We start from the raw sequence: 20,653 nt of genomic DNA, 5'->3' as shown, positions 1-20,653 counted from the left end.
TAAGCCCCAAAGGTTTAAACTGACAATTAAAAGGACGAATGGAAATATAAACCGTTTAATTTATTTTATCTTTGAATAGAAGAAACCAATAATAAAACCAAAGTGGTAAAAGCAAAGAAGTTCGGTGCATTTGGCGGGGTATTTACCCCTTCCATATTGACTATTCTGGGTGTAATCATGTATTTACGTTTGCCCTGGATCATTGGACAGGCGGGTCTTTGGGCGACCCTGGGGATTATCCTGGTGGCTCATATCATTTCCTTAAGTACAGGATTGAGCGTAGCCTCGGTGGCCACCGATAAACAAGTGGAAACAGGGGGGAGTTATTACATTATTTCGCGCAGCCTCGGCCTTTCTATTGGGGGGACATTGGGTTTGGCCCTTTTTGTGGGACTTTCCTTTAGCGTAAGCCTTTATTTGATTGGTTTTGCTGAGACATTTCTTTCCTATTTTGGGTTTGAAGTTAGCCTTTTCACCATTCGTATTGCCGGGTCGATCATTTTGTTTTTAGTGGCCTTAGTTACCTTTATCAGTACTTCACTGGCGATCAAGACCCAGTACCTGATAATGACTGCCATGGTGCTTTCTTTGGTGTCTGTATTTTTTGGACGTCATGATTTTGTTCCCGCAGAACCCCTTTTTCAGGGTATGAGAGGTGCCCTTCCCTGGATCGCCTTGTTCGCCATTTATTTTCCTGCGGTGACCGGATTTGAGGCAGGGGTTTCCATGTCAGGTGACCTGAAAAATGCCCGAAAGGATATCCCATTAGGTACCATTTCTGCTATTTTGGTGGGTTTGGTAGTATATATTGGTTTGGCGTTTTTCTTTTCCCATACCGTTGAACGCGACTTGCTGGTCAATGATCCCAATGTCTTGTTTAACATTTCCTGGATTCCGCAACTGGTCATTGCAGGTATCCTTGGCGCCACGCTTTCTTCTGCTTTGGGGAGCATTCTCGGGGCACCAAGGATCCTTCAGGCAGTGGCTATCGATCGCATTATTCCCCGTTTCTTAGGCAAAGGTTATGGTCCGTCGAATGAGCCGCGGAATGCCCTGATGATTACATACGTAATTGCTCAGGCAGGGATCCTGATCGGGGAATTAAATGTGATAGCCCGCGTGGTTACCATTTTCTTTATCATCACGTATGGTTTCCTGAACATTACCTATGCAGTTGAAAGCTGGGCCAGCAGTGATTTTAGACCTTCATTCAAAATTCCCCGTTTTGTTAGTATCATTGGCGCCCTGGCATGTATTGTGGTGATGATTCAGCTGGATATTATCGCCCTGTTGGTAGCCTCAGTAGTTCTCATGGCCCTTTTCCTTTTTCTGAAGCGCAAAGAGTTGACCCTTCAGACGGGAGACACCTGGAACAGTGTATGGACCTCGGTGGTGAAAACCGGGCTGGAGAAACTCACGGCGAGCAGCCGCGAGTCGCGCAACTGGAGGCCCAATGTGATCCTGTTCAGCGGTGGCGAACTAAGCCGGCCCCACCTGATCGAAATGGGGAAATCGCTTGTGGGTAAACTGGGCATCTTTACCAACTTTGAGCTGGTGGAAGACCCTAATTCGGATGCTATTTTCCGTGAGCATGATAAAAATACCTTTAACGCCCCGGTTTTACGCAAGGAAGGGGTTTTTACCCGTCGTCATCATTGCCGGGATTTTTATGAAGGGATCGATTTGATTTCCAGGGTATATGGTTTTTCAGGTTTTGAGCCCAACACCATATTCATGGGCTGGGGCCGGAAAACCCGGGACCCCCAAAAATTTGCGCAACTGCTGGAAAACTTCAAAAAACAGGATTACAACACGGTATTTCTGAATTATAATTCTGATGCAGGCTTTGGGAATTATAAACAAATTGATTTCTGGTGGACCGGAAGCGGGCGTAACCTTTCGCTGGCTCTTACATTACTTCGGTTCATTACTTCCAGCAAGGAATGGATGAACGCTAGTCTTCGTATTCTGGTAATCAACCAGGACAGTTCGAAGACTGAAAGCCTTTACCACCTGGTTCAGCAGTTGCTGGATCAGAGCCGCTTGCAGGCCTCGGTAAAAGTGATCAATAACGGGGTTGAACAACTGCCTGAAAATGAAATCATCCTGTCCGAATCTACTGCCACCGACCTCACAATCCTGGAATTGCCCGAACCCAGCAAGAAAGGAGTCTCAATCAATGAAAAAACCAATGATTTGGTGAAAGACCTAAAAACCTGCCTTTTGGTTCGGGCCTCCACCTTTTTTGATGAGATTAACCTTAGTCCTGGCAGAACCATTAAGGAGAAAGATCCTGAAACCATGGAAAAACACACTCCTAATGTATTGGCCAAACTGACTTCTCCTTCAAGGCATATTGTGGCCAAAGAAGTTTTCAACTTAGGAGAGACCCTTGAGGACATGACCTCGCGATATTACTCAGAAGCTTATGAAGCGGTTTCAGGCGATGTATTTTCCTTTTATTCTGATTTGGGCAACTATGTGGGGAAAATAATTGAACAGTTGAGAAAGGTAATCAAGACTGTTGAACCCACTGCACAGCCCAAGGCATTTCTGCGTATCCTGAACGATTTCTCTTTCCAGGCCAGGAAACGCATCGATTTTTTGAAAGGCATCATTGTCCATACCCAGGAACAGCACCTTGAAACGGCCAATAAGGTATACGTAAGAGACAGTAAACTAATGCTGGAGTCGCTGCCAGAGTATCTGCGCATCCAATTAAAAAAGGAAGATTTTGAGACCGTAAGCCGCGACAAGTTTTGGACCAGTACGTATAAATCATTCCAGCGTTTCCGGGTCAAGCTAAGGGGAAAGCAAATCACGAAAAAAATCAGGGTATCGGAAGTGGCCCGTTATTTTCTTTACCTGCGGCGAATGGAAGTAGCTGGCGAGCTGATGAATGATTATGCCATTGATGCATTTGGCGACGTTGTTGCACTGCGTAAGATCTTTACCAGCCTGCACGAGGTCATTGAAATGACCCGGATTGAAGCTGGCGACAAGGACAAAGCCCTTGAAAAGCTTAACCTTGAGAAGGACAGAATAAAAGCCCAGCTGTCTTTGCTGGAGTCGGAAGCCCGCGCTTTCCGTATTGAAGCAGGCAACAAATTGTTTGATAGTCTGCTTGACGACCTTCAGCAGTTCAGCAATTACCTGGACAATGCTGGCACGAATCCGCGCATGAAGAAATTCCTCAAGGCCCTGATTGAAAAAAAACAGGAGCAGGAGGTCACTTTCCTGGAATTGCCAGCCCTTTGGGAGAAAAGCATGAACCTGTTCATCAATAAGGGTGTCCTCGACTTCATGTTCCTTTCATTGCGCAGCCGCATCCACTCGAAGATCAGGAAGTATAACCTGGACTTCAGCCAGCTTATCGAAACCAATATGCTCAGGCCGCTGAAAGCCTACCAGGCTGATTTGCTTCAGGCTCTTGAAGCAAGCGAAAAAGGAGAACCCGTTGAAAAACAATTGGATCACAGTCTCTTGAATACGCCCCAAGTGCTTAAGTTATATGCCGGATTCTTCGAGGAAGTCAAGGAGCTTCTGGGGGAGATGCCGGAAGAAATTGAAATCAGTGGGCAGAATTTTACCGATGCAATTGAAAAAGGGGCTTTACCCGAACCTGATCCCGTGGTGGTAAAAGTCAGGAAGTTATCCGGGTTTTATCTTAGCAGCCTGCTAATTGACAAGGTTAAGGGGCAGGGTCAGGATACGGAATACCAGTTTCAGTTAAGCGTTAACCGGATCAAGGATCTGCTGCGCCTGATTAATTTCAGTTTGCAAATGGACGTTGAGCAGACGGAAGGGGAAGAAAAAGAAAGTTACCCTGATGAAACGGCAAAACTGCTAAAGGACTTTTCAAGCAGACTTAAAGAGGAAGAAAACAAGGTCAGGACATTCCTGAGTGGGTTTTTCAAGACTTTTGAGGAAGGTCTGCGTCAATCTTTTGAGCCTTTGTCATCTGCTGTGATCAACCAGACCAATATAGATCTGAAGAAGAAAATGCGTGAGAAGGGGAATGGCCGATTCTCAAGGTGGGTCAACCATCAGGCAGAACAGTTCAGGGAATTCGGTCAGAAAAACCTGGTGAACCTCCTCTATAGCAAAAGCGAAGGGATAGTCTGGGCTAATCGTTTTGAGAAAAGCCAGACAGGAAAACTGGCTAACCGCGACTTGCTCTCATTTGTTGAGGCTGTTACCCCGCGTGCTCAAATTATGAAGGAGCTACCCTATTATTATGCCACGCTTTTCTCGGGTTTGTCAGGCACCAGCGATGACTTCTGGGTAGGCATGAATGAGCAGATTGCCGAGGGTACCCAAGCCATTGCACGCTTCAAGGTGGGGATTCCCGGAATATTGGTTATTACCGGCGAGCGCAGTTCTGGCAAGTCAAGTCTTTCAAAATACCTGGCCAGAAAACATTTTGCCCAGGAGCATATCCACAGTATCCGGGCTCCGAAATCCTGCGAGGCTGATCTGGGAGCCTTCAAGGAAGCTATTGCCCAAACCTTACATGTGCAGCCCGATAAGCTTGTGGATGTAATGAGCGCCCTGCCGGCAGGGAAAGTCTTTATCATACACGATCTTGAGCTTTGGTGGGAAAGAAAACCGGGGGGGTTGCAGGTGATTGAATGGATCAAGGAGATCATTGACTTGTATGGAAGAAAATTCTTGTTTATTATAAATATCAATGAGCATTCGCTCAAGATCGTTGATAAGTCAACGGGAATATTGAACTATTCACTGGCTGCGGTGGTATGTAAGCCCTTCGATGCCCGTGAACTTCAGGACATTATCCTGCTCAGGCACCATGCTGGCGGGCTAAAGTTTGTGTATAACAAGAAAGAAGAGAGTAAAATGACTGCCTGGGATTATGCCAGGATGTTTAACCGTTATTTTGACCAGTCATTTGGTAATCCGGGGCTGCAGATTTCTCTTTGGCTGAGTTCCATCAAAAAGATTACGGCAAGAACCATTTATATGGAACCTATCCAGGTGCCTCCGGATAGTGTTTTTGAAATGCTTACCCAGGAGCAGTTGTTTTATATCTTGCAGTTTATCATGCATCGGCGTTTTTCAGTGAGCAGCCTTGCCTTGAGCCTGCAGATTTCTGAGTCAATCGTTAAAGATCAGGTGAATGATCTGCTTCGCGCCGCATTGATTATTGAGAAATTTGAAGGGGTATATGCCATTAATCCGGCCCTTGATATTTACCTGGTGGAACAATTAAAAAAGAAAAACCTGTTATGAATCTGCTGTATATTGTAATTCTGGGTTTTGCGCTGTTTTTTGCCCTGCAGCTGATTAATCGCCTGGCCCTGCTCATTCCAGGAGAGAGTCGTTGGCGGAGCCTTTTGCTCCGTTCTTTGCCCCTCGTGGAATTTGTGGTATGGCTTGCCTTTGCATTTTGGGCCGCTCGTATTGTTTTTTCTGGATTGCCTTATCGAGGCGTGGTGGAAAGCGCAATGGCCCTGGTGCTGGTACTGGCCATGGGCTGGTATGTCCTCAGGGATTTTCTCAGTGGTATTTTACTTAAAACTGAAAGTGAGTTTAAAAAGGGGCAAATTATTAAGTCACCGATGGTTTCGGGCAAAGTGTTCAGGGTAGGTTACCGAACCCTACATCTTGAAACCGAAAAAGGGGAGAAGGTGCGTGTTCCCTTTTCGAAGCTTGGTGACGCCATTATTTCCAGCCCACCTGAGAAAGGCCATGGCCATAGCCAGATGCTGAAGCTTTGCCTGAAGCAGGGGCAGGATAGACCGGGTTTGACGGAAGAAGTGAAACAGGAGCTTTTTAACATGCCCTGGATCATTCTGGAAAATGAGCCCCTGATAAACCTTGTTAAAGACGCCAACAATCAGCCTTGCCTTGAAATAAAATTTTCGGCAATCAATGAAGAACATGCCCTTCTGATTGAGCAGAAGCTCAAGGCATTTCTTGAAAAAAAAGAGGAATAGGGAAGATTACCTGTTGTAGTCCTTTTGGTTGACCATTTTCCCTCTATCAAACTGCATGGTACGTATCACCTTTCCTTCCGGGTCCCAGTAGGTCCAGTTTCCGTGACGCTGGCCTTCTACAAAATAGCCTTCCTGTTCTTTGCTGCCGTCGGGGTAAAAGGTGGTGAAGTGGCCATGGGCTTTGCTCGCACTGTATTCCTGCTCGCGGTATTTGGTGCCGCTGCCATCATAGTAAACCCATAACCCTGAGCGCTCACCCTGGGTAAACTGGCCTTCTTCAAGCATGTTGCCATTATCTTGCCAGCGAATCCAGATGCCATGGTTGAGGCCATTTTCGTAATTTGCTGACTGGCGGGCCTTACCGTTTTCGTACCAATGGCTTGACAAGCCGTGGCGTTCGCCATTCACATACCGGACCTCATAACGTTTTGTCCCGTTTGCAAACCAGCCCTCCCAGAGCTCATCCATTTTTCCCCGGGTGAAGGTGCCACGATCCTGCATCTGGCCATTATCATACCAACTGGTCCATGTTCCGTATTCCTGGTCATTCACAAAAGGACCCTGGTGGCTTATTTCTCCCCCGGGATACCAGGTGGTCCATTCGCCGTGCCGCTGGCCGTCAACCATTGGACCCTGGCGCAGTTTCTCACCAGTAGTGTATAAAAAGGTCCAGACACCATTTTCTTTGCCATTCACAAAATCTCCTTCAGAGGAAGTGTTCCCGTTCTGAAAATAATAGGTCCAGGTACTATCCTGCACATCCATAACTGACTTCCCTGCCGATTCAAGTTGCCCGTCTTCATAATACCACATTGAGAATCCATTAAGCAGGCCTTCCTTAAAATTGCCTTCAAATTCAGGATTGCCGTTTTCATAATATAAGCGTGAGGCACCTTCTTTTTTACCTTCCTTAAATACACTTTTTTCGCGAAGTGTGCCCGATGTATAATAGTATGACCATTCACCATCGAGTTGTCCTGCTTTCACTGGCCCGGTCATTTCGACCGTTCCATCGGGATACCACCAGGTTGTGATGCCATTGTCCATGGCGACTTCGGCGTTTTTATTGCCCTCCGCATACCAGAATAACCATTCTCCGGTTTGTTTTCCGTCGCGGTATTGTCCCTGTGCCCAGATCTTTTCGCTCAGGTGATAATAGGTCCACAAGCCGGTTTTCTCCAGCTTGTCTGTCAAAGCGCCTTGTCCTGCAATATCGCCGTTGGGGAAGAATTCGCGATAGTATAAACTGTCATAATCTATTTGTGCTGCCTTTTGTTGCTGCTCGTCAAAAAAGATCCAAAGGCCTGTGCGTTCTTCACCAGCATAATGGCCGCTTTCAAGCAGGATTCCTTCCTCATTAAAGTAATTCCACAAGCCTTGTTTAATTCCGTCAAGGGTGGTTCCTTTGCCAATCAGTGAGGGATCATGCTTTTTGATCTCGGGAAGGTCCTGGGCCTGCATAATGAGGCTGGTGAATAAAAAGATGCAAAAAGTCAACAGGCTTTTCTTAAGAAAAAAAGAAAACGGGTTTTTCATCATGGGGTTTAATCTTTGGTTTCTGCCTTTTTTCAACAAATCGCAGACGAAATATTTATCAGGGCGAGAAAAAAGATCAGCTTTTTCGCTGGATGGTAAAGTCAATGAGCTGCCTGAGGGATTCCCTTGCGGGTGTATCGGGCATATGCTCAAGCATCTCAAGAGCCTCGTTCCGGTATTGGGTCATCTTTTCCACGGCATAATCAATACCACCGCCCTCCAACACCTCCTGCATGAGCCAATCTACCTTTTCCCGGTTGTTATTATGATTCTTGACAATGTTGATGATCTTCCGTTTTTGCAAATTACTTGATTTATTGAGAATGTAAATCAGTGGCAGGGTCATTTTCCGTTCCTTGATATCCACTCCAGAGGGTTTTCCCTTGTCGGCACTGAGATCAAAGTCAAGGATGTCGTCTTTGATCTGGAAGGCGATGCCAATTTTCTCGCCAATCTGCCGCATCTTTTCAATGTCTTCTGGGTCTGCTCCTGTTGCTGCCGTGCCACTCGCGAGACAGGATGCGATCAGGGAGGCTGTTTTTTTGCGGATGATCTCAAAATATACCGACTCCTCGATGTCAAGGGTTCGGGCTTTTTCGATCTGCAGCAACTCGCCTTCACTCATTTCCCTTACAGAATTGGAAACGATTTTGAGCAGGTCGAAATCATCATGGTCAAGGGCCAAAAGTAAGCCTCGCGAGAGGAGAAAGTCACCAACCAAAACGGAGATTTTGTTTTTCCACAGGGCATTGAGCGAAAAGAAACCTCGGCGTTCGTTGCTATCGTCCACCACATCATCGTGAATAAGCGTTGCGGTGTGAAGCATTTCAATGAGGGTAGCAGCCCGGAGGGTTCTGTCGTTTATTTCAGAAAAAAGCCCTGCAGAGAAAAATACAAAAAGCGGCCGCATCTGCTTACCCTTGCGTTTTACGATGTAACGCATGATGATGTTTAGCAGTGGAATATTGCTTTTGATGGATTCCCTGAAAAGAGCCTCAAAAGCTTTCAGGTGTTCCTCAACAGGCGCTTTGATTTCATTCAGGGTCATAATCCGGAACCTCGGTTTGCGCGATATAAAATTATATTAAACACAACAAATAATGTTGCATAAAGTTCGCTTAATTATGAAAGCGGACGGATGTCAGTACGGCGTGCCACCACCTGTGCAATCTCATCAATGGCAATACGGTCCTGTTTCATGCTATCGCGTTCACGGATGGTCACGGTATTGTCTTGCAGAGTCTGATGGTCAACGGTGATGCAATAGGGGGTTCCAATGGCGTCCTGCCTGCGGTAACGGCGCCCGATGGCATCCTTTTCATCGTACTGGCACATATAATCATATTTCAACCTGTCGAAGATCTCGCGTGCCTTTTCAGGCATGCCATCCTTTTTCACCAGGGGCAATACGGCCACCTTGATGGGAGCCAGTACCGGAGGAATGCTTAGCACCACACGCTCAGAACCATCCTCAAGTTTCTCTTCACGGTAGGCATACGAAAGCACGGCAAGGAAGGTGCGGTCGAGCCCTATGGAAGTTTCAACGACATAAGGCACATAGCTCTCATTCGTTTCCGGGTCAAAATACTGAAGTTTCTTGCCGCTGTATTGCTGATGGGCACCCAGATCATAGTCGGTGCGCGAGTGAATGTCTTCCAGTTCCTTAAACCCGAACGGGAACTCAAATTCAATGTCTGCAGCCGCATTGGCATAATGGGCAAGCTTTTCATGATCGTGGAAACGATATTTTTCTGAAGGGATGCCCAGTGCCAGGTGCCAGCGTAGCCGTTCCTGTTTCCAGTAATCATACCATTCCCTTTCCTGCCCGGGTTTCACAAAAAACTGCATCTCCATCTGTTCAAATTCCCGCATACGGAAAATGAACTGTCGGGCCACGATTTCATTGCGGAAAGCCTTGCCGATTTGGGCAATGCCAAAGGGAAGTTTCATCCGGCCGGTTTTCTGCACGTTGAGGTAGTTTACAAAGATCCCCTGGGCGGTTTCAGGACGCAGGAATATCTGGTTGGTATCCTCGCTGACAGAGCCCATTTGGGTGCTGAACATCAGGTTAAACTGTCTGACATCGGTCCAATTGCGTGATCCAGAGATGGGGCAAACGATGCCTAATTCCTCAATAAGGGCTTTGACGTCGCCCAGGCGGTTTTCTTCCAGTGCAGATACAAAGCGGCGATTTATGGTTTCTATCTTTTCCTGGTTCTCCTGTACCCGCGGGTTGGTCTTCCGGAACATCGCCTCGTCAAAACTGTCACCAAAACGCTTGGCGGCCTTATCTACCTCTTTTTCGATCTTCTGGTTAAGTTTTTCAAGATAATCCTCAATGAGGACGTCAGCGCGGTAGCGTTTTTTCGAGTCCTTGTTGTCAATGAGAGGATCATTGAAAGCATCTACGTGCCCCGAAGCTTTCCATACCGTTGGGTGCATAAAGATAGCCGCGTCAATGCCAACAATGTTTTCATGGTACTGTACCATGGAACGCCACCAGTAATCCTTGATATTATTTTTCAGGATAGCACCGTTCTGGCCGTAATCGTATACGGCACTCAACCCGTCATAAATCTCACTGGAGGGAAAGATAAACCCGTATTCCTTACAATGCGAAATGATCTTCTTGAAAGTTTCTTCTCCTTTGGTCATGCAGATTCAAGTCTTTATTGGGCAGTTTTGCCCAGGTGATTCATTATGATTTTAATGCTTTTGGGAACGATGTTGAACTCGAAAGGAGAATTCCCCAGGAATTCCCCGTCTGTTTCCAGTGGGATGGGCACATCAGATTCAATGCGAATGTTTTTTCCGGTCAGCAAAACGACTTGTTTTACCTTACGAATTTTTCCGTCGTAGAGCCTGCGGATATTTGCGAGGATCGACAAAACAGATATGTGTTTTATGATGGTCAAGTCGAGCAGGCCATCATTGGGCAAGGCATCCGGTGCCTGCATCATTCCGCCCCCGTTGTATTGGCCAATACCAACGCCAATGCTAAAGACCCTGGCCTTGATCTCGCGCCCGTCAATGTTAATCCGGATATTTGATGAGTTGTAAGAGAACATGGAACTCACCAGATTAACCAGGAAAAGCATAGGCAAGATGCTTCCCCTTTCCTTATCGGCATTGGTTTTTTTGGCAACCAGTCCATCAAATCCAAGGCCGGCCATATTGGCAAAATAACGTTTGGCTGTTCCGTTTCCGGTTGAATACTGAACGATTCCGGCATCCTGCTCCAGGGTGTTTTCCCTTTTTATGATCTCGATGGCTTGCTGGTAATCGAGTGGAATGTTATAGGTTCGCACCCAGTCATTGCCGGTGCCTATAGAAATCATTCCCAGGGTGATCGCCGTGGTTGGTACTTCCTGTTGGGAAAAGATTCCGTTGACCACCTCATTCATGGTCCCGTCGCCACCCACAACAATGATTTTCCGGTATCCCGTTACAATGTTTTGGATGACCAGCTCAATGGCGTGAAGCTTCCTTTCGGTAAAGACCGGATGATAGTCAAACCCATTTTCATCCAGGAGCTGACTGATTTTTCCCCAGTCCTTTTTCCCCCTACCTATGCCGGCATTGGGATTGACCACTACCAGCCATTCTTTTAATTGTGAATTAATCATATGAGGCTTTTTGTGTTATAGCCAAACAGGATGACCTCCGTTTTTTGCAGAGTGCAAAAATACGAAAATTAGGTCAACCTCAGTCTATTGCGAAAAATCCAAAAGAAAGAATCCTTATACCCTATTGGATGAACCTTTTTTCAAGCAGTTTAAAGGCAATCTGGATTGCATTTGTGGCGGCTCCTTTGCGTAGATTATCAGCTACGACCCAGAGATCCAGCCCATAGGGAATAGTAGTGTCCCGCCTCAGACGTCCCACAAACACTTCATTCTTTTCTTGAGCAGTAAGCGGCATGGGATAAAGGTTGCTGGCGGGATCATCCTTTACAACAATACCCGGCATGTCTTCCAGCAGTTTACGAACCTCACCCAGATCAAAATCTCTTTCAAACTCGACATTAATTGCTTCTGAATGCCCTCCAACAACCGGAATACGGACTACGGTGGCCGTTACCTTTAACTCAGGGGCATCCAGGATCTTCCGGGTTTCATTCAGTAGTTTCAGCTCTTCGGTGGTGTAGCCATTGTCAGAAAAATCTCCTCCATGAGGGAAGCAGTTCAGATCAATGGGGTGGGGATAAGCTTTTTCACCTTCAATACCTGCACGCTCATCTTCCATTTGCTTCACCGCTTTCATTCCGGTACCCGTCACCGACTGGTAGGTTGACACCACCAGCCGCCTGATGCCGTAGGCCTTATGCAGGGGAGCCAGTGCAAGGACCATTTGAATGGTGCTGCAGTTGGGATTGGCAATGATGAGCGTATCTTTCTTCAGGGCGTGGGCATTCACCTCCGGGACCACAAGGGGAACGTGCTCGTCCATTCGCCAGGCTGAAGAGTTGTCAACCACGTATGTGCCATTGGCAGCGAACTTTTCGGCCCATTGTTTCGATACTGAGCCTCCTGCAGAGAAGATGGCCAGGGCTGGTCGGGCATCCACAGCATTCTGAAGGCTGACGATGGTATGCTCCTTTCCCCTGAATGTCACCGTTTTTCCTACTGACCGTTCGGAGGCGGCCGGGATAAATTCCGTACAGGGGAAATTCATTTCTTCCAGCACCTTTATCATGACAGTGCCCACAAGGCCGGTGGCTCCTACCAGTGCAATCTTCATAAGACTCAGTGTTTTAGGGTTCGTTTTTTTGGGAGTGCACAAAAACAAATTCCTGCAAAATTACTATATTTAATGCCCAGAAAAAAGATTAATGATGATCAGGCGGGAAATCCTCTTGCTGGTACTTTTTCTTCCTGTGGTGGTTAAAGCCCAGCTTTCTGACGACTTCAGTGATGGGAACTTTACCTCCAACCCTGAATGGGTAGGCGATAGTAACGTTTTTGCTGTACAGGAAGGGTTACTTCGCCTTACCGACCAGGAGGCCGGACAGGCTTGTCTTGCCACCGCCAGCACCCTTGCCCTTGAGGTTCAGTGGGAGTTTTGGGTCAGGCTTGCCTTTACGCCTACCGACAATAACCATCCCAAAATTTATCTCGCCAGCGATGCTCCCGATTTGAAAGGACCGCTGCACGGATATTTTATCCAGATTGGCAAAAATGGGGGCGAAAACAAAAAACTTTTCCTGGTTCGTCAGGATGGAGAGGAAACCCTTGAAATCCTGGCTGGAACACAGAACCTGGCCGCTTTAACCAATAATATAATTCGGATTCGTGTCACCCGTAACAATCAGGGTTTGTGGGAGGTGGCTGCCGATGCCACAGGAGGCCAACTCTTCGTGCAACAGGGAAGTGCTGTCGATATGACCTATAACACCTCGGGATGGTTTGGACTGGTTTGCAATTACACCGTTTCCAATTGCAATCGCTTTTATTTTGACGATTTTATTGTGCAGGAACTGGTCCCTGATGTTGAGCCACCAGCCGTGACACTTTTAGAATTAGCATCGGCCAATCAGCTTATACTGCATTTCAGCGAACCGGTGGAGCCTATTTCTGCTGAAACTACCGGAAACTATCAGGTTAGCCAGGGAGTCGGAGCCCCTATGATCGCCAGCCGCGACCCCCAGCAACCCAATCTTGTTAGCCTGGTCTTTGCGCAGAACTTCCAGGAGAACATCCAATATGCCCTCCAGATTAGCCTTGTTGAAGATCTTGCCGGAAATGCAATGGAAACCACTTTCCTTCCTTTCGTTTTTTACGTGCCCCAGCGTTTCGATGTGGTTTTTAATGAATTGCTGGTTGACCCCACGCCCCAGGTTGGCCTGCCTCCTCACGAATACATTGAATTATTCAACACTTCCGGTTTTAACGTCAATCTCAATGGATGGATTCTGCAGCATGGCGATAGCAGGCGAACGCTTCCATTCATATTTATTGAGTCTGGGGGGTATCTTTTACTCGCCTGTGAAGATGCCTTTCCTTCGCTCCAATCTTTTGGACCTGTCGCCAGCGTTCCTGGCTTGCCGGCCAATGCCCTGACCAACGCGGGTAACAGCCTGCTATTATTCGATCCTGAAGAACGCCTGGTGGCTTTTGTAAACTACAGCGAAGGCTGGTATGGTCAGCCAGCAAAAAGCCAGGGTGGCTGGTCTATCGAAAAAATTGACCCCCTGAATTTTTGTGAGGGTCCAAACAACTGGACCGCTTCCAACGATCCTCTGGGAGGTACCCCGGCTGGTCCAAATACTGTTTTGGCCCCCAATCCTGATGTTACACCTCCCGTATTACTAAGAACAGGATACCTTGCAGAAGACTCCATTAAATTGTATTTCAGTGAATCCATGGATGAAGCCGGGCTTTTGTCCCTGTCACAATCGGGTGATTTCGGAGCGGGGAATGTGTTGTCAGTGTGCCCCCAGCTGCCCGATTTTTCCTCAGCATTGCTTGTTTTGGAAAGCCCACTGATCCCGGGCAATATTTATGAAATTGACTTGCCTGCTTTCCTTACCGACTGCGCTGGAAACCCATTGGAAGGAAAAACAGCAAAAGTGGCTGTTCCTAAACAGGCGCAAGCCTTTGACGTCGTGATCAACGAGGTGTTGTTCAATCCACCAGAAGGAGGCAGCCGATTTATTGAGCTGTATAATCGCTCAGAAAAAGTCATTGACCTCAAAGACCTGATCCTTGCCTCGAAGGACACGATACAGGGTTTTTTGACCCATCTGTGCCCCATCAACCCGGAAAGCAGCCTGTTGTTCCCGGGCGACTTCACTGTGCTGACCACTGACCCGGAAGCCGTAAGAAAGACGTTTATGACCAACCGCCCCAACGCCTTTATTAAACTGGCAGCCCTTCCTTCCATGACCAACACCGGCGGAGTGTTGGCCCTGGCAAGGACAAATCTTGAAGAAATCGACCTGCTTACCTGTCACGAAGACATGCATTTTGCCTTACTTACCACCTTGAAAGGGGTAGCCCTCGAAAGGGTCAACTATCATCAGCCTACTCAGGACCGTTCCAACTGGCACTCGGCAGCCCAAAGTGTTGGCTTTGGAACTCCCGGCTATCAGAATTCACAATACCATGCCACTCTGGAACCCGTTGAAGGGGAGGTCGTAGTAAGCCCAGAGATCTTTTCTCCGGATAACGATGGCCACGAGGATTTGTTAGGCATCCATTACCGTTTTGAGAAACCGGGTTATGTGGCAAGCCTTCTGGTGTTCGACAGCCGCGGCCGCCTGATTCGACGCCTTGTGCAGGCCGAATTGCTTGCCGCTGAAGGCATCTTTACCTGGGACGGTACCACCGATAAACACCTAAAGGCTCCCATTGGCATGTATCTTATTCATCTGGAGATCATGGACCTGGAGGGGAATGTAAAGAGGATTCGAAGGACGGCTGTTTTGGGAGGGAAGTTGTAAGCTGGAGTATATAGTTTCTTTAGGATCTTGCCAGTCCGCAATATTCTGCTTAATTATATTTTTTCATTTCCCCTTTGTTATTGTGCCAGAGCAATGGTGGCCAGGTATATCTTTACGCCCCGGGCTTCCTGAAGTTTCTGGCAACAGGCTTCCAGAGTTGAGCCTGTAGTAACCACGTCGTCCACCAGTAAAACGTGTTTATTTTCAAAAACCGACAAATCAGGAATATGAAAGACTGACTCCACATTCTCCCAGCGCCTGAATCGGGTCTTGCGGGTTTGGGAAGCCGTGGGAACGATGCGCAGGAGGCGGTTTTCAACCAATGGGATCTCCAGGCTCTCGGCTAGGCCCAGTCCAAAAAGTACGCTTTGGTTGTAGCCTCTCCGGCGTTCTTTTCGTGGGTGCAGTGGCACTGGCACCACCATATCCAACTCTTGGTAATGCGGTGAACGTTTCAGTTCCTGCCCATGCAGGCGGCCAAGATAAGGGCCTATCTCACGATAGCCCTGGTATTTAAACCGGTGAATCAAGTGTTGTACCTTGCTGCCTTTGCTGAAATAAAACAAGGGGGCACCAGTTTCAATCGGAACCCTTCCCCAGAATAGTTGCGTCATGAGGTTTTCCTTTTCCTTTGCCAAATGAGCAAATGGCAGCTGTGCCTGGCAAGCGGTGCAAAGTAAACTTCCCTTAGCTACCAGGCTCTCGCTGCATGCCGGGCAGATGCGCGGAAAAAACAAACTGAAAAATTCCTTTAGATAAATACCCGCTTTCATGCTTGTTGCCGTATTTCTCCCTAAAAATAGTTAAATTTGCAAAAACTTAAGGCTCAGGCAAAAACATAATAAAAACCGCTATTTTGTCAAGTGGTCATTTTGGTTCAATCAAATTTGACTTTTTTTCAACAAAAATCAAAATTAAATAATCGCTCGTATATAATAACTTGCCAAAACCGCTTTATATTCGCAATTCGGTTAAGCCTTTTTGCGTTTTAGACCCGGAAATAATCAACCAGACAAAATAACCAACGAAAGAATAAACTAAAAAACAAGCTGACATGGAAAACCAAAGCCAACCTGGTTCGGACAAAAGAAATGAAAAAATCTACAAAGGAACCATTGTTGTTCTTTTGCTGATTATTGGCGTACTGGCCGTTATGCTTTTTACCAGCCGACAGTCTTTCAAGGTAGAAAGGGAAGCCGCCACTGTGGTCAACACGGAACTACAGGAAGAACTCGATTCGCTGATGGCAGAATACAATTTGGTTAAACTGGAATACGACAGCGTCCTGGTGGACAAGGACAGCATCATCATGGCCAATGCCGAAGAGATTCAAAAGCTTATTTCATCACAGGCTGATTACTACCGTATTCGCCGCCAACTGAACCTGCTGCAGGAGGTCACCCAGAATTATGTTCGCGATATTGATAGCCTGGTGACCCTCAACCAAGTGCTGAAGGATGAAAACATTGCCTTCCAGGAAGAAATACAACGGGCAACTATCCGTACCACCGAACTGGAACAGGATAAGGATGAACTTACATCCAAGGTTGAGGTTGCTTCTGCACTGCGCGCCTACCAAATCAGTGCCGAAGCCATTCGCATCCGGAGTCGTGGCCGGGAGGAAGCTACCGACCGGGCCAGCCGCGCCGAACAGATCAAAGTTTGCTTTACTCTCCCCGATAACCCCGTTGCACGTACCGGGGAACATAATGTCTATCTGCGAATTGCAAAACCCGATGGATCTATTCTGCGCGTTAGCGACGACGAAGCTTATTCATTTGTAATAGAGGGTGATACGCTTCAGTATTCTTCCAAAACGGTAGTCGACTACCAGAACCAGGTTACCGATGCCTGCCTTTACTGGCAGCGAATAGAAGAATTTGAACCCGGACTTTATCTCATCTCTCTGTTTACCGATGATTTTCGTCTCGGCGAAGCAGCCATTACCCTGAAGTAGGTTTTAGGCCCTTTTTTGCTATTTTTTCTGCCTTTTTTGTAGTTTGGTTTGCTCAATTCCTTACTTTTGAGTAATCAAAACAAAATCTATATGGGTAAACAGAGACTATCTGACACTTCCCAGCGAAAAGGGTTTTCTCGTACTTCCAGTTCTGCAAACATAGCGCCTATAGTCTTTCTTTCGGTCATCGCCCTGGTGTTGGCCATTTCTGTCGCTTTGGTGTTGCGCCAGTTTTTTGAGGCCCGCGAACTGGCTGTTGCAACCGCTGTGGAGCGCAATGAATGCCAGGCTCGTGCCGATAGCCTGATGGTAAAACTCAATGAACTGGATGCCGCCTTCCAAAGTCTTAGCCGAGAGCATTCCGAAATGGAAAACCTGGCCAACCAGCAACGAATCGAAATCAACCGCCTTAAAGGTCAGATTCTTCAGCTTGCTGGTAATCAGACTATCGCCGAAGTCAAAGCCCATGTGGAAGAACTGGAAACGCAACTTGCCGAGTACCAGGAAAAAGCACAGATCCTTTCGGAAGAAAACACCCAGCTCTCCAGTGAAAATCAACGGGTGAAAAATACTCTTGCCCTCACCGAAGAACAGATCATTGAACTGGAGTTGAAGAACCAAAGCCTTACCAACCAGATTGAAAGTGCCAGCGGGTTGCAAATCATGAATATTGAAGTGATTACCACCCGCTCTGCCCGAAGGGGTGAACGCGAAACCTCGCGTGCCGGCCGCGTGGAAAAGATACAGACTTGCTTCACCATCCTCGAGAACATTCTTTCCGCACCTGGTAACCGAACCTTCTATATCCGGATAACCGGTCCCGGAGGTGAACTGCTTTCCAATGGCCAGGCCGAAACCTTTCAGTTGATCGAAAGCCAGGTGCCTTATACCGTTTCCAAGGTATTTGATTATCAGAACCAGCAACTGGTGGCCTGCATGAATTTCCTCCCCCAGGCCGACCTGGAAAAGGGAATCTACCGCGTGACCATTTATGGCGAAAAGCGCGAATTGGGAACACAGTTGTTTGAATTGAATTAGAATATCTTTCCTTTAGAAAAAAACCGGCCTGGGCCGGTTTTTTTGTTTAAGTCAGGTCCAACCTTGACCAAATCCTTTTTGCAAAATGATTACTTTTGCATTTGGCTCCAATGAAGGGACACCCGATCCGGTTAAATCCCCTCTTGGCGCGCGCACCGGTTCCTGTTGTTTACGAAGATTAAATTGAAAAAGATCTGGAATGAAAATTTCCTATAACTGGCTGAAAGACTATGCTGATTTCCGGGAGAGCCCTGAAGCATTGGGTGTAATCCTGACGGATTGCGGACTGGAAGTGGAAGCACTGGAGAAATATGAAACCTTGAAGGGAGGCCTGCAGGGCGTATTTGTCGGTGAGGTGAAAACCTGCCATCCGCACCCTGATGCCGACCGGCTTTCGGTGACCACTGTTGATATTGGCACGGGCTCGCTGCTGCCCATTGTTTGCGGAGCGCCCAATGTGGCTGCAGGTCAGAAGGTGTTTGTTGCAACCGTTGGCACCACACTCTATACCCCCAAGGGCGAGCTGGAGCTAAAAAAAGTGAAGATCCGCGGCGAGTTTTCTGAGGGTATGATTTGTGCTGAAGATGAACTGGGTCTGGGCGACGACCACGAGGGCATCATTGAACTACCCCCCGATGCCCCTGTCGGGATTCCTGCTGCCCAATATCTTGAGGTTAAAACCGATCACGTCTTTGAGATTGGACTCACCCCGAACCGCATCGATGCAGCCAGCCATTTTGGCGTGGCACGTGACGTGGTGGCTGTCATCAACCACCGTCAGGGCAAAGGCGCCCTGAGCTTAAAAAAGCCTTCCACAGAACATTTCAAGGTGGACAACGACGACCGCCATATCCCGGTCATCATCGATGACCCTGAGGCCTGTCCGCGTTACAGCGCCCTGACCATTTCTGGGGTACGGGTTGGCGAATCGCCCGCCTGGTTGAAGGAAAAATTGATGGCCATTGGACATAAACCCATCAACAACGTGGTCGATGTTACCAATTTCGTTTTGCAGGAAATGGGCCATCCCCTCCATGCTTTTGATGCCGACAAGATCGAAGGGCAGAAAGTAGTGGTCAGGAAACCTGAGAAAGACACCCTGTTTGTGACCCTCGACCAGGAAGAACGCAAGCTCACCGGTGAGGATCTGATGATTTGCAGCGCCACAACTCCCATGTGTATAGGTGGTGTGATGGGCGGTGTTCATTCAGGCGTGACTCAAAACACCACTTGTGTCTTTCTCGAAAGTGCTTTTTTCAACCCTGTCAGCATACGCAAGACCTCAAAAGCCCATGGTCTCAAGACTGATGCCTCCTTCCGTTTTGAACGTGGAGCCGATCCCTCTATCACCCTCGAGGCCCTCAAGCGCGCCGCATTGCTGATCAAGGAAGTGGCCGGCGGTCAGATCTCCTCTGAGATTGTGGATGAATATCCAAAAAGGATTGAACCCGCTGTTGTTCACCTTAATCTTGAACGCGCCGCCGTGCTGATTGGCAAGGACATCCCACGCCAGGAAGTGATCGGTATCCTTGAAAGTCTGGATATCCGGGTGTTGGACAATCAGGGCGATGTGCTCAGGCTGTCCATTCCCACCTATAGGGTTGATGTGACCCGTGAAGCAGATGTGATTGAAGAATTATTACGCATTTACGGTTATAACAACGTTGAACTGCCCGAACGCCTGTATTCCTCCATGGTACTTACGCCCAGGCCCGACAAGGAGAAACTGCAGAATACCATTTCCGATATGCTTACCGCCCGCGGCTTTAACGAGATCATGAACAACTCGCTGACCAAGGGTTCTTATTTCGAAGCCGATGGTTTTGATCCCCGCCGTTCGGTGCAGATCCTTAACCCCCTGAGTCAGGACCTTAACGTGATGCGCCAGACCCTGCTGTTTGGAGGCCTTGAAACCATAGCCTACAACCAGAACCGCAAGGTCACCGATATGAAGCTCTACGAGTTTGGCAACATATACTGGAAAGACCCAGAGAAGGATGCTACCGGTAATGCCCTGGCGCCTTTCGGCGAAAAGATGCTGCTCAGTCTTTTCATTACCGGGCAGCAGCAACCCGAAACCTGGCGTGTGAAAGAGGCTGAGGTTGATTTCTTCGATCTGAAAGCAGCCGTTCACAGCGTGTTCACCCGCATGGGCGTTCCTGAACAGATGTTGCAGGCAACCGACGAAAACCTTAACCCGGTATTTGAATATGGCCTCGTTTATTCTCTCAATAACAAAGAGGTGACCTCCCTGGGCAAGGTCGGAAGAAAGCTGTTGAAAAACTTCGACATCAAACAGGATGTGTATTATGCCACCATCGAGTGGGAATCCCTGATGAAGCATGCCGACCGGCAGCAAGTGCTCTACGCCGAGATCTCTAAGTTCCCTGAAGTGCGCCGCGACCTGGCCCTGCTCATCGACCGTTCGGTGAAATTCGCGCAAATCGAGAAACTGGCTTTCCATACCGAACGTAAAATGCTGAAAGCCGTTCGCCTCTTCGATGTGTACCAGGACGAACGCCTGGGACAGCACAAAAAATCGTATGCCGTGAGTTTTATCCTGCTCGATGAGCGCAAGACCCTTACCGATAAAGAGATCGATAAGATCATGCAAAAACTTGCCTGGAACTTCGAAAAGGAACTCGGCGCCGAAATCAGGAAATAGATTTCCATTCAACAGGTGATCAACCCCAGTTGGTTTTATTCATTTTTTTTGAAACAAAC

12 protein-coding genes are annotated in these 20,653 nt (G+C 47.7%); 6 read left to right on the top strand and 6 right to left on the bottom strand.

The window, feature by feature from the left end:
- Positions 1-102: 102 nt before the first annotated feature.
- Both V2I46_08210 and V2I46_08205 read left to right on the top strand, forming a co-directional pair.
- Entirely contained in the window at positions 103-5,250 is a 5,148-nt protein-coding gene (locus V2I46_08210; GenBank protein MEE4177478.1) for a hypothetical protein, read from the top strand.
- Positions 5,247-5,957, top strand: a complete 711-nt coding sequence (locus V2I46_08205) for a mechanosensitive ion channel family protein (GenBank protein ID MEE4177477.1) — start codon at positions 5,247-5,249, stop codon at positions 5,955-5,957. The genes V2I46_08210 and V2I46_08205 overlap by 4 nt, the downstream gene beginning before the upstream one ends.
- A gap of 6 nt (positions 5,958-5,963) precedes the next feature.
- Here V2I46_08205 and V2I46_08200 read toward each other — a convergent pair whose 3' ends face one another.
- The 5 genes from V2I46_08200 to V2I46_08180 form a co-directional block, all read right to left on the bottom strand.
- Complete coding sequence (locus V2I46_08200) at positions 5,964-7,496, bottom strand: hypothetical protein (protein ID MEE4177476.1); 1,533 nt, start codon at positions 7,494-7,496, stop codon at positions 5,964-5,966.
- A 73-nt stretch (positions 7,497-7,569) separates the two neighbouring features.
- The gene (locus V2I46_08195; protein ID MEE4177475.1) at positions 7,570-8,541 is read right to left on the bottom strand and encodes a polyprenyl synthetase family protein; all 972 of its coding nucleotides are present in this window, start codon (positions 8,539-8,541) and stop codon (positions 7,570-7,572) included.
- Between the two features lie 74 nt (positions 8,542-8,615).
- The gene (locus tag V2I46_08190) at positions 8,616-10,148 is read right to left on the bottom strand and encodes a glycine--tRNA ligase (protein MEE4177474.1); all 1,533 of its coding nucleotides are present in this window, start codon (positions 10,146-10,148) and stop codon (positions 8,616-8,618) included.
- A 14-nt stretch (positions 10,149-10,162) separates the two neighbouring features.
- A complete protein-coding gene (locus V2I46_08185) occupies positions 10,163-11,119 on the bottom strand; it encodes a diacylglycerol kinase family protein (protein ID MEE4177473.1) in 957 nt (318 codons plus the stop codon).
- A gap of 121 nt (positions 11,120-11,240) precedes the next feature.
- The gene (locus V2I46_08180) at positions 11,241-12,233 is read right to left on the bottom strand and encodes an aspartate-semialdehyde dehydrogenase (GenBank protein ID MEE4177472.1); all 993 of its coding nucleotides are present in this window, start codon (positions 12,231-12,233) and stop codon (positions 11,241-11,243) included.
- Between the two features lie 94 nt (positions 12,234-12,327).
- Here V2I46_08180 and V2I46_08175 point away from each other — a divergent pair, with 94 nt between their 5' ends.
- A complete protein-coding gene (locus V2I46_08175) occupies positions 12,328-14,934 on the top strand; it encodes a lamin tail domain-containing protein (protein MEE4177471.1) in 2,607 nt (868 codons plus the stop codon).
- Between the two features lie 77 nt (positions 14,935-15,011).
- Here V2I46_08175 and V2I46_08170 read toward each other — a convergent pair whose 3' ends face one another.
- Positions 15,012-15,707, bottom strand: a complete 696-nt coding sequence (locus V2I46_08170) for a phosphoribosyltransferase family protein (protein ID MEE4177470.1) — start codon at positions 15,705-15,707, stop codon at positions 15,012-15,014.
- A gap of 281 nt (positions 15,708-15,988) precedes the next feature.
- Between V2I46_08170 and V2I46_08165 the strand changes: the two genes are divergently transcribed.
- The 3 genes from V2I46_08165 (at position 15,989) to pheT (ending at position 20,594) form a co-directional block, all read left to right on the top strand.
- Positions 15,989-16,891, top strand: coding sequence for a hypothetical protein (locus V2I46_08165; GenBank protein ID MEE4177469.1), 903 nt, complete (start codon positions 15,989-15,991; stop codon positions 16,889-16,891).
- A gap of 90 nt (positions 16,892-16,981) precedes the next feature.
- Entirely contained in the window at positions 16,982-17,929 is a 948-nt protein-coding gene (locus tag V2I46_08160) for a hypothetical protein (GenBank protein ID MEE4177468.1), read from the top strand.
- Positions 17,930-18,128: 199 nt separating this feature from the next.
- Positions 18,129-20,594 carry a phenylalanine--tRNA ligase subunit beta gene (gene pheT / locus V2I46_08155; GenBank protein MEE4177467.1) on the top strand — a complete coding sequence of 822 codons (2,466 nt, stop codon included), beginning with the start codon at positions 18,129-18,131 and terminating at the stop codon, positions 20,592-20,594.
- Positions 20,595-20,653: the final 59 nt, after the last annotated feature.

This window comes from Bacteroides sp. (assembly GCA_036351255.1).
In the GTDB taxonomy this organism is placed as follows: domain Bacteria; phylum Bacteroidota; class Bacteroidia; order Bacteroidales; family UBA7960; genus UBA7960.
This window is presented reverse-complemented; position numbering and strand designations above follow the sequence as displayed.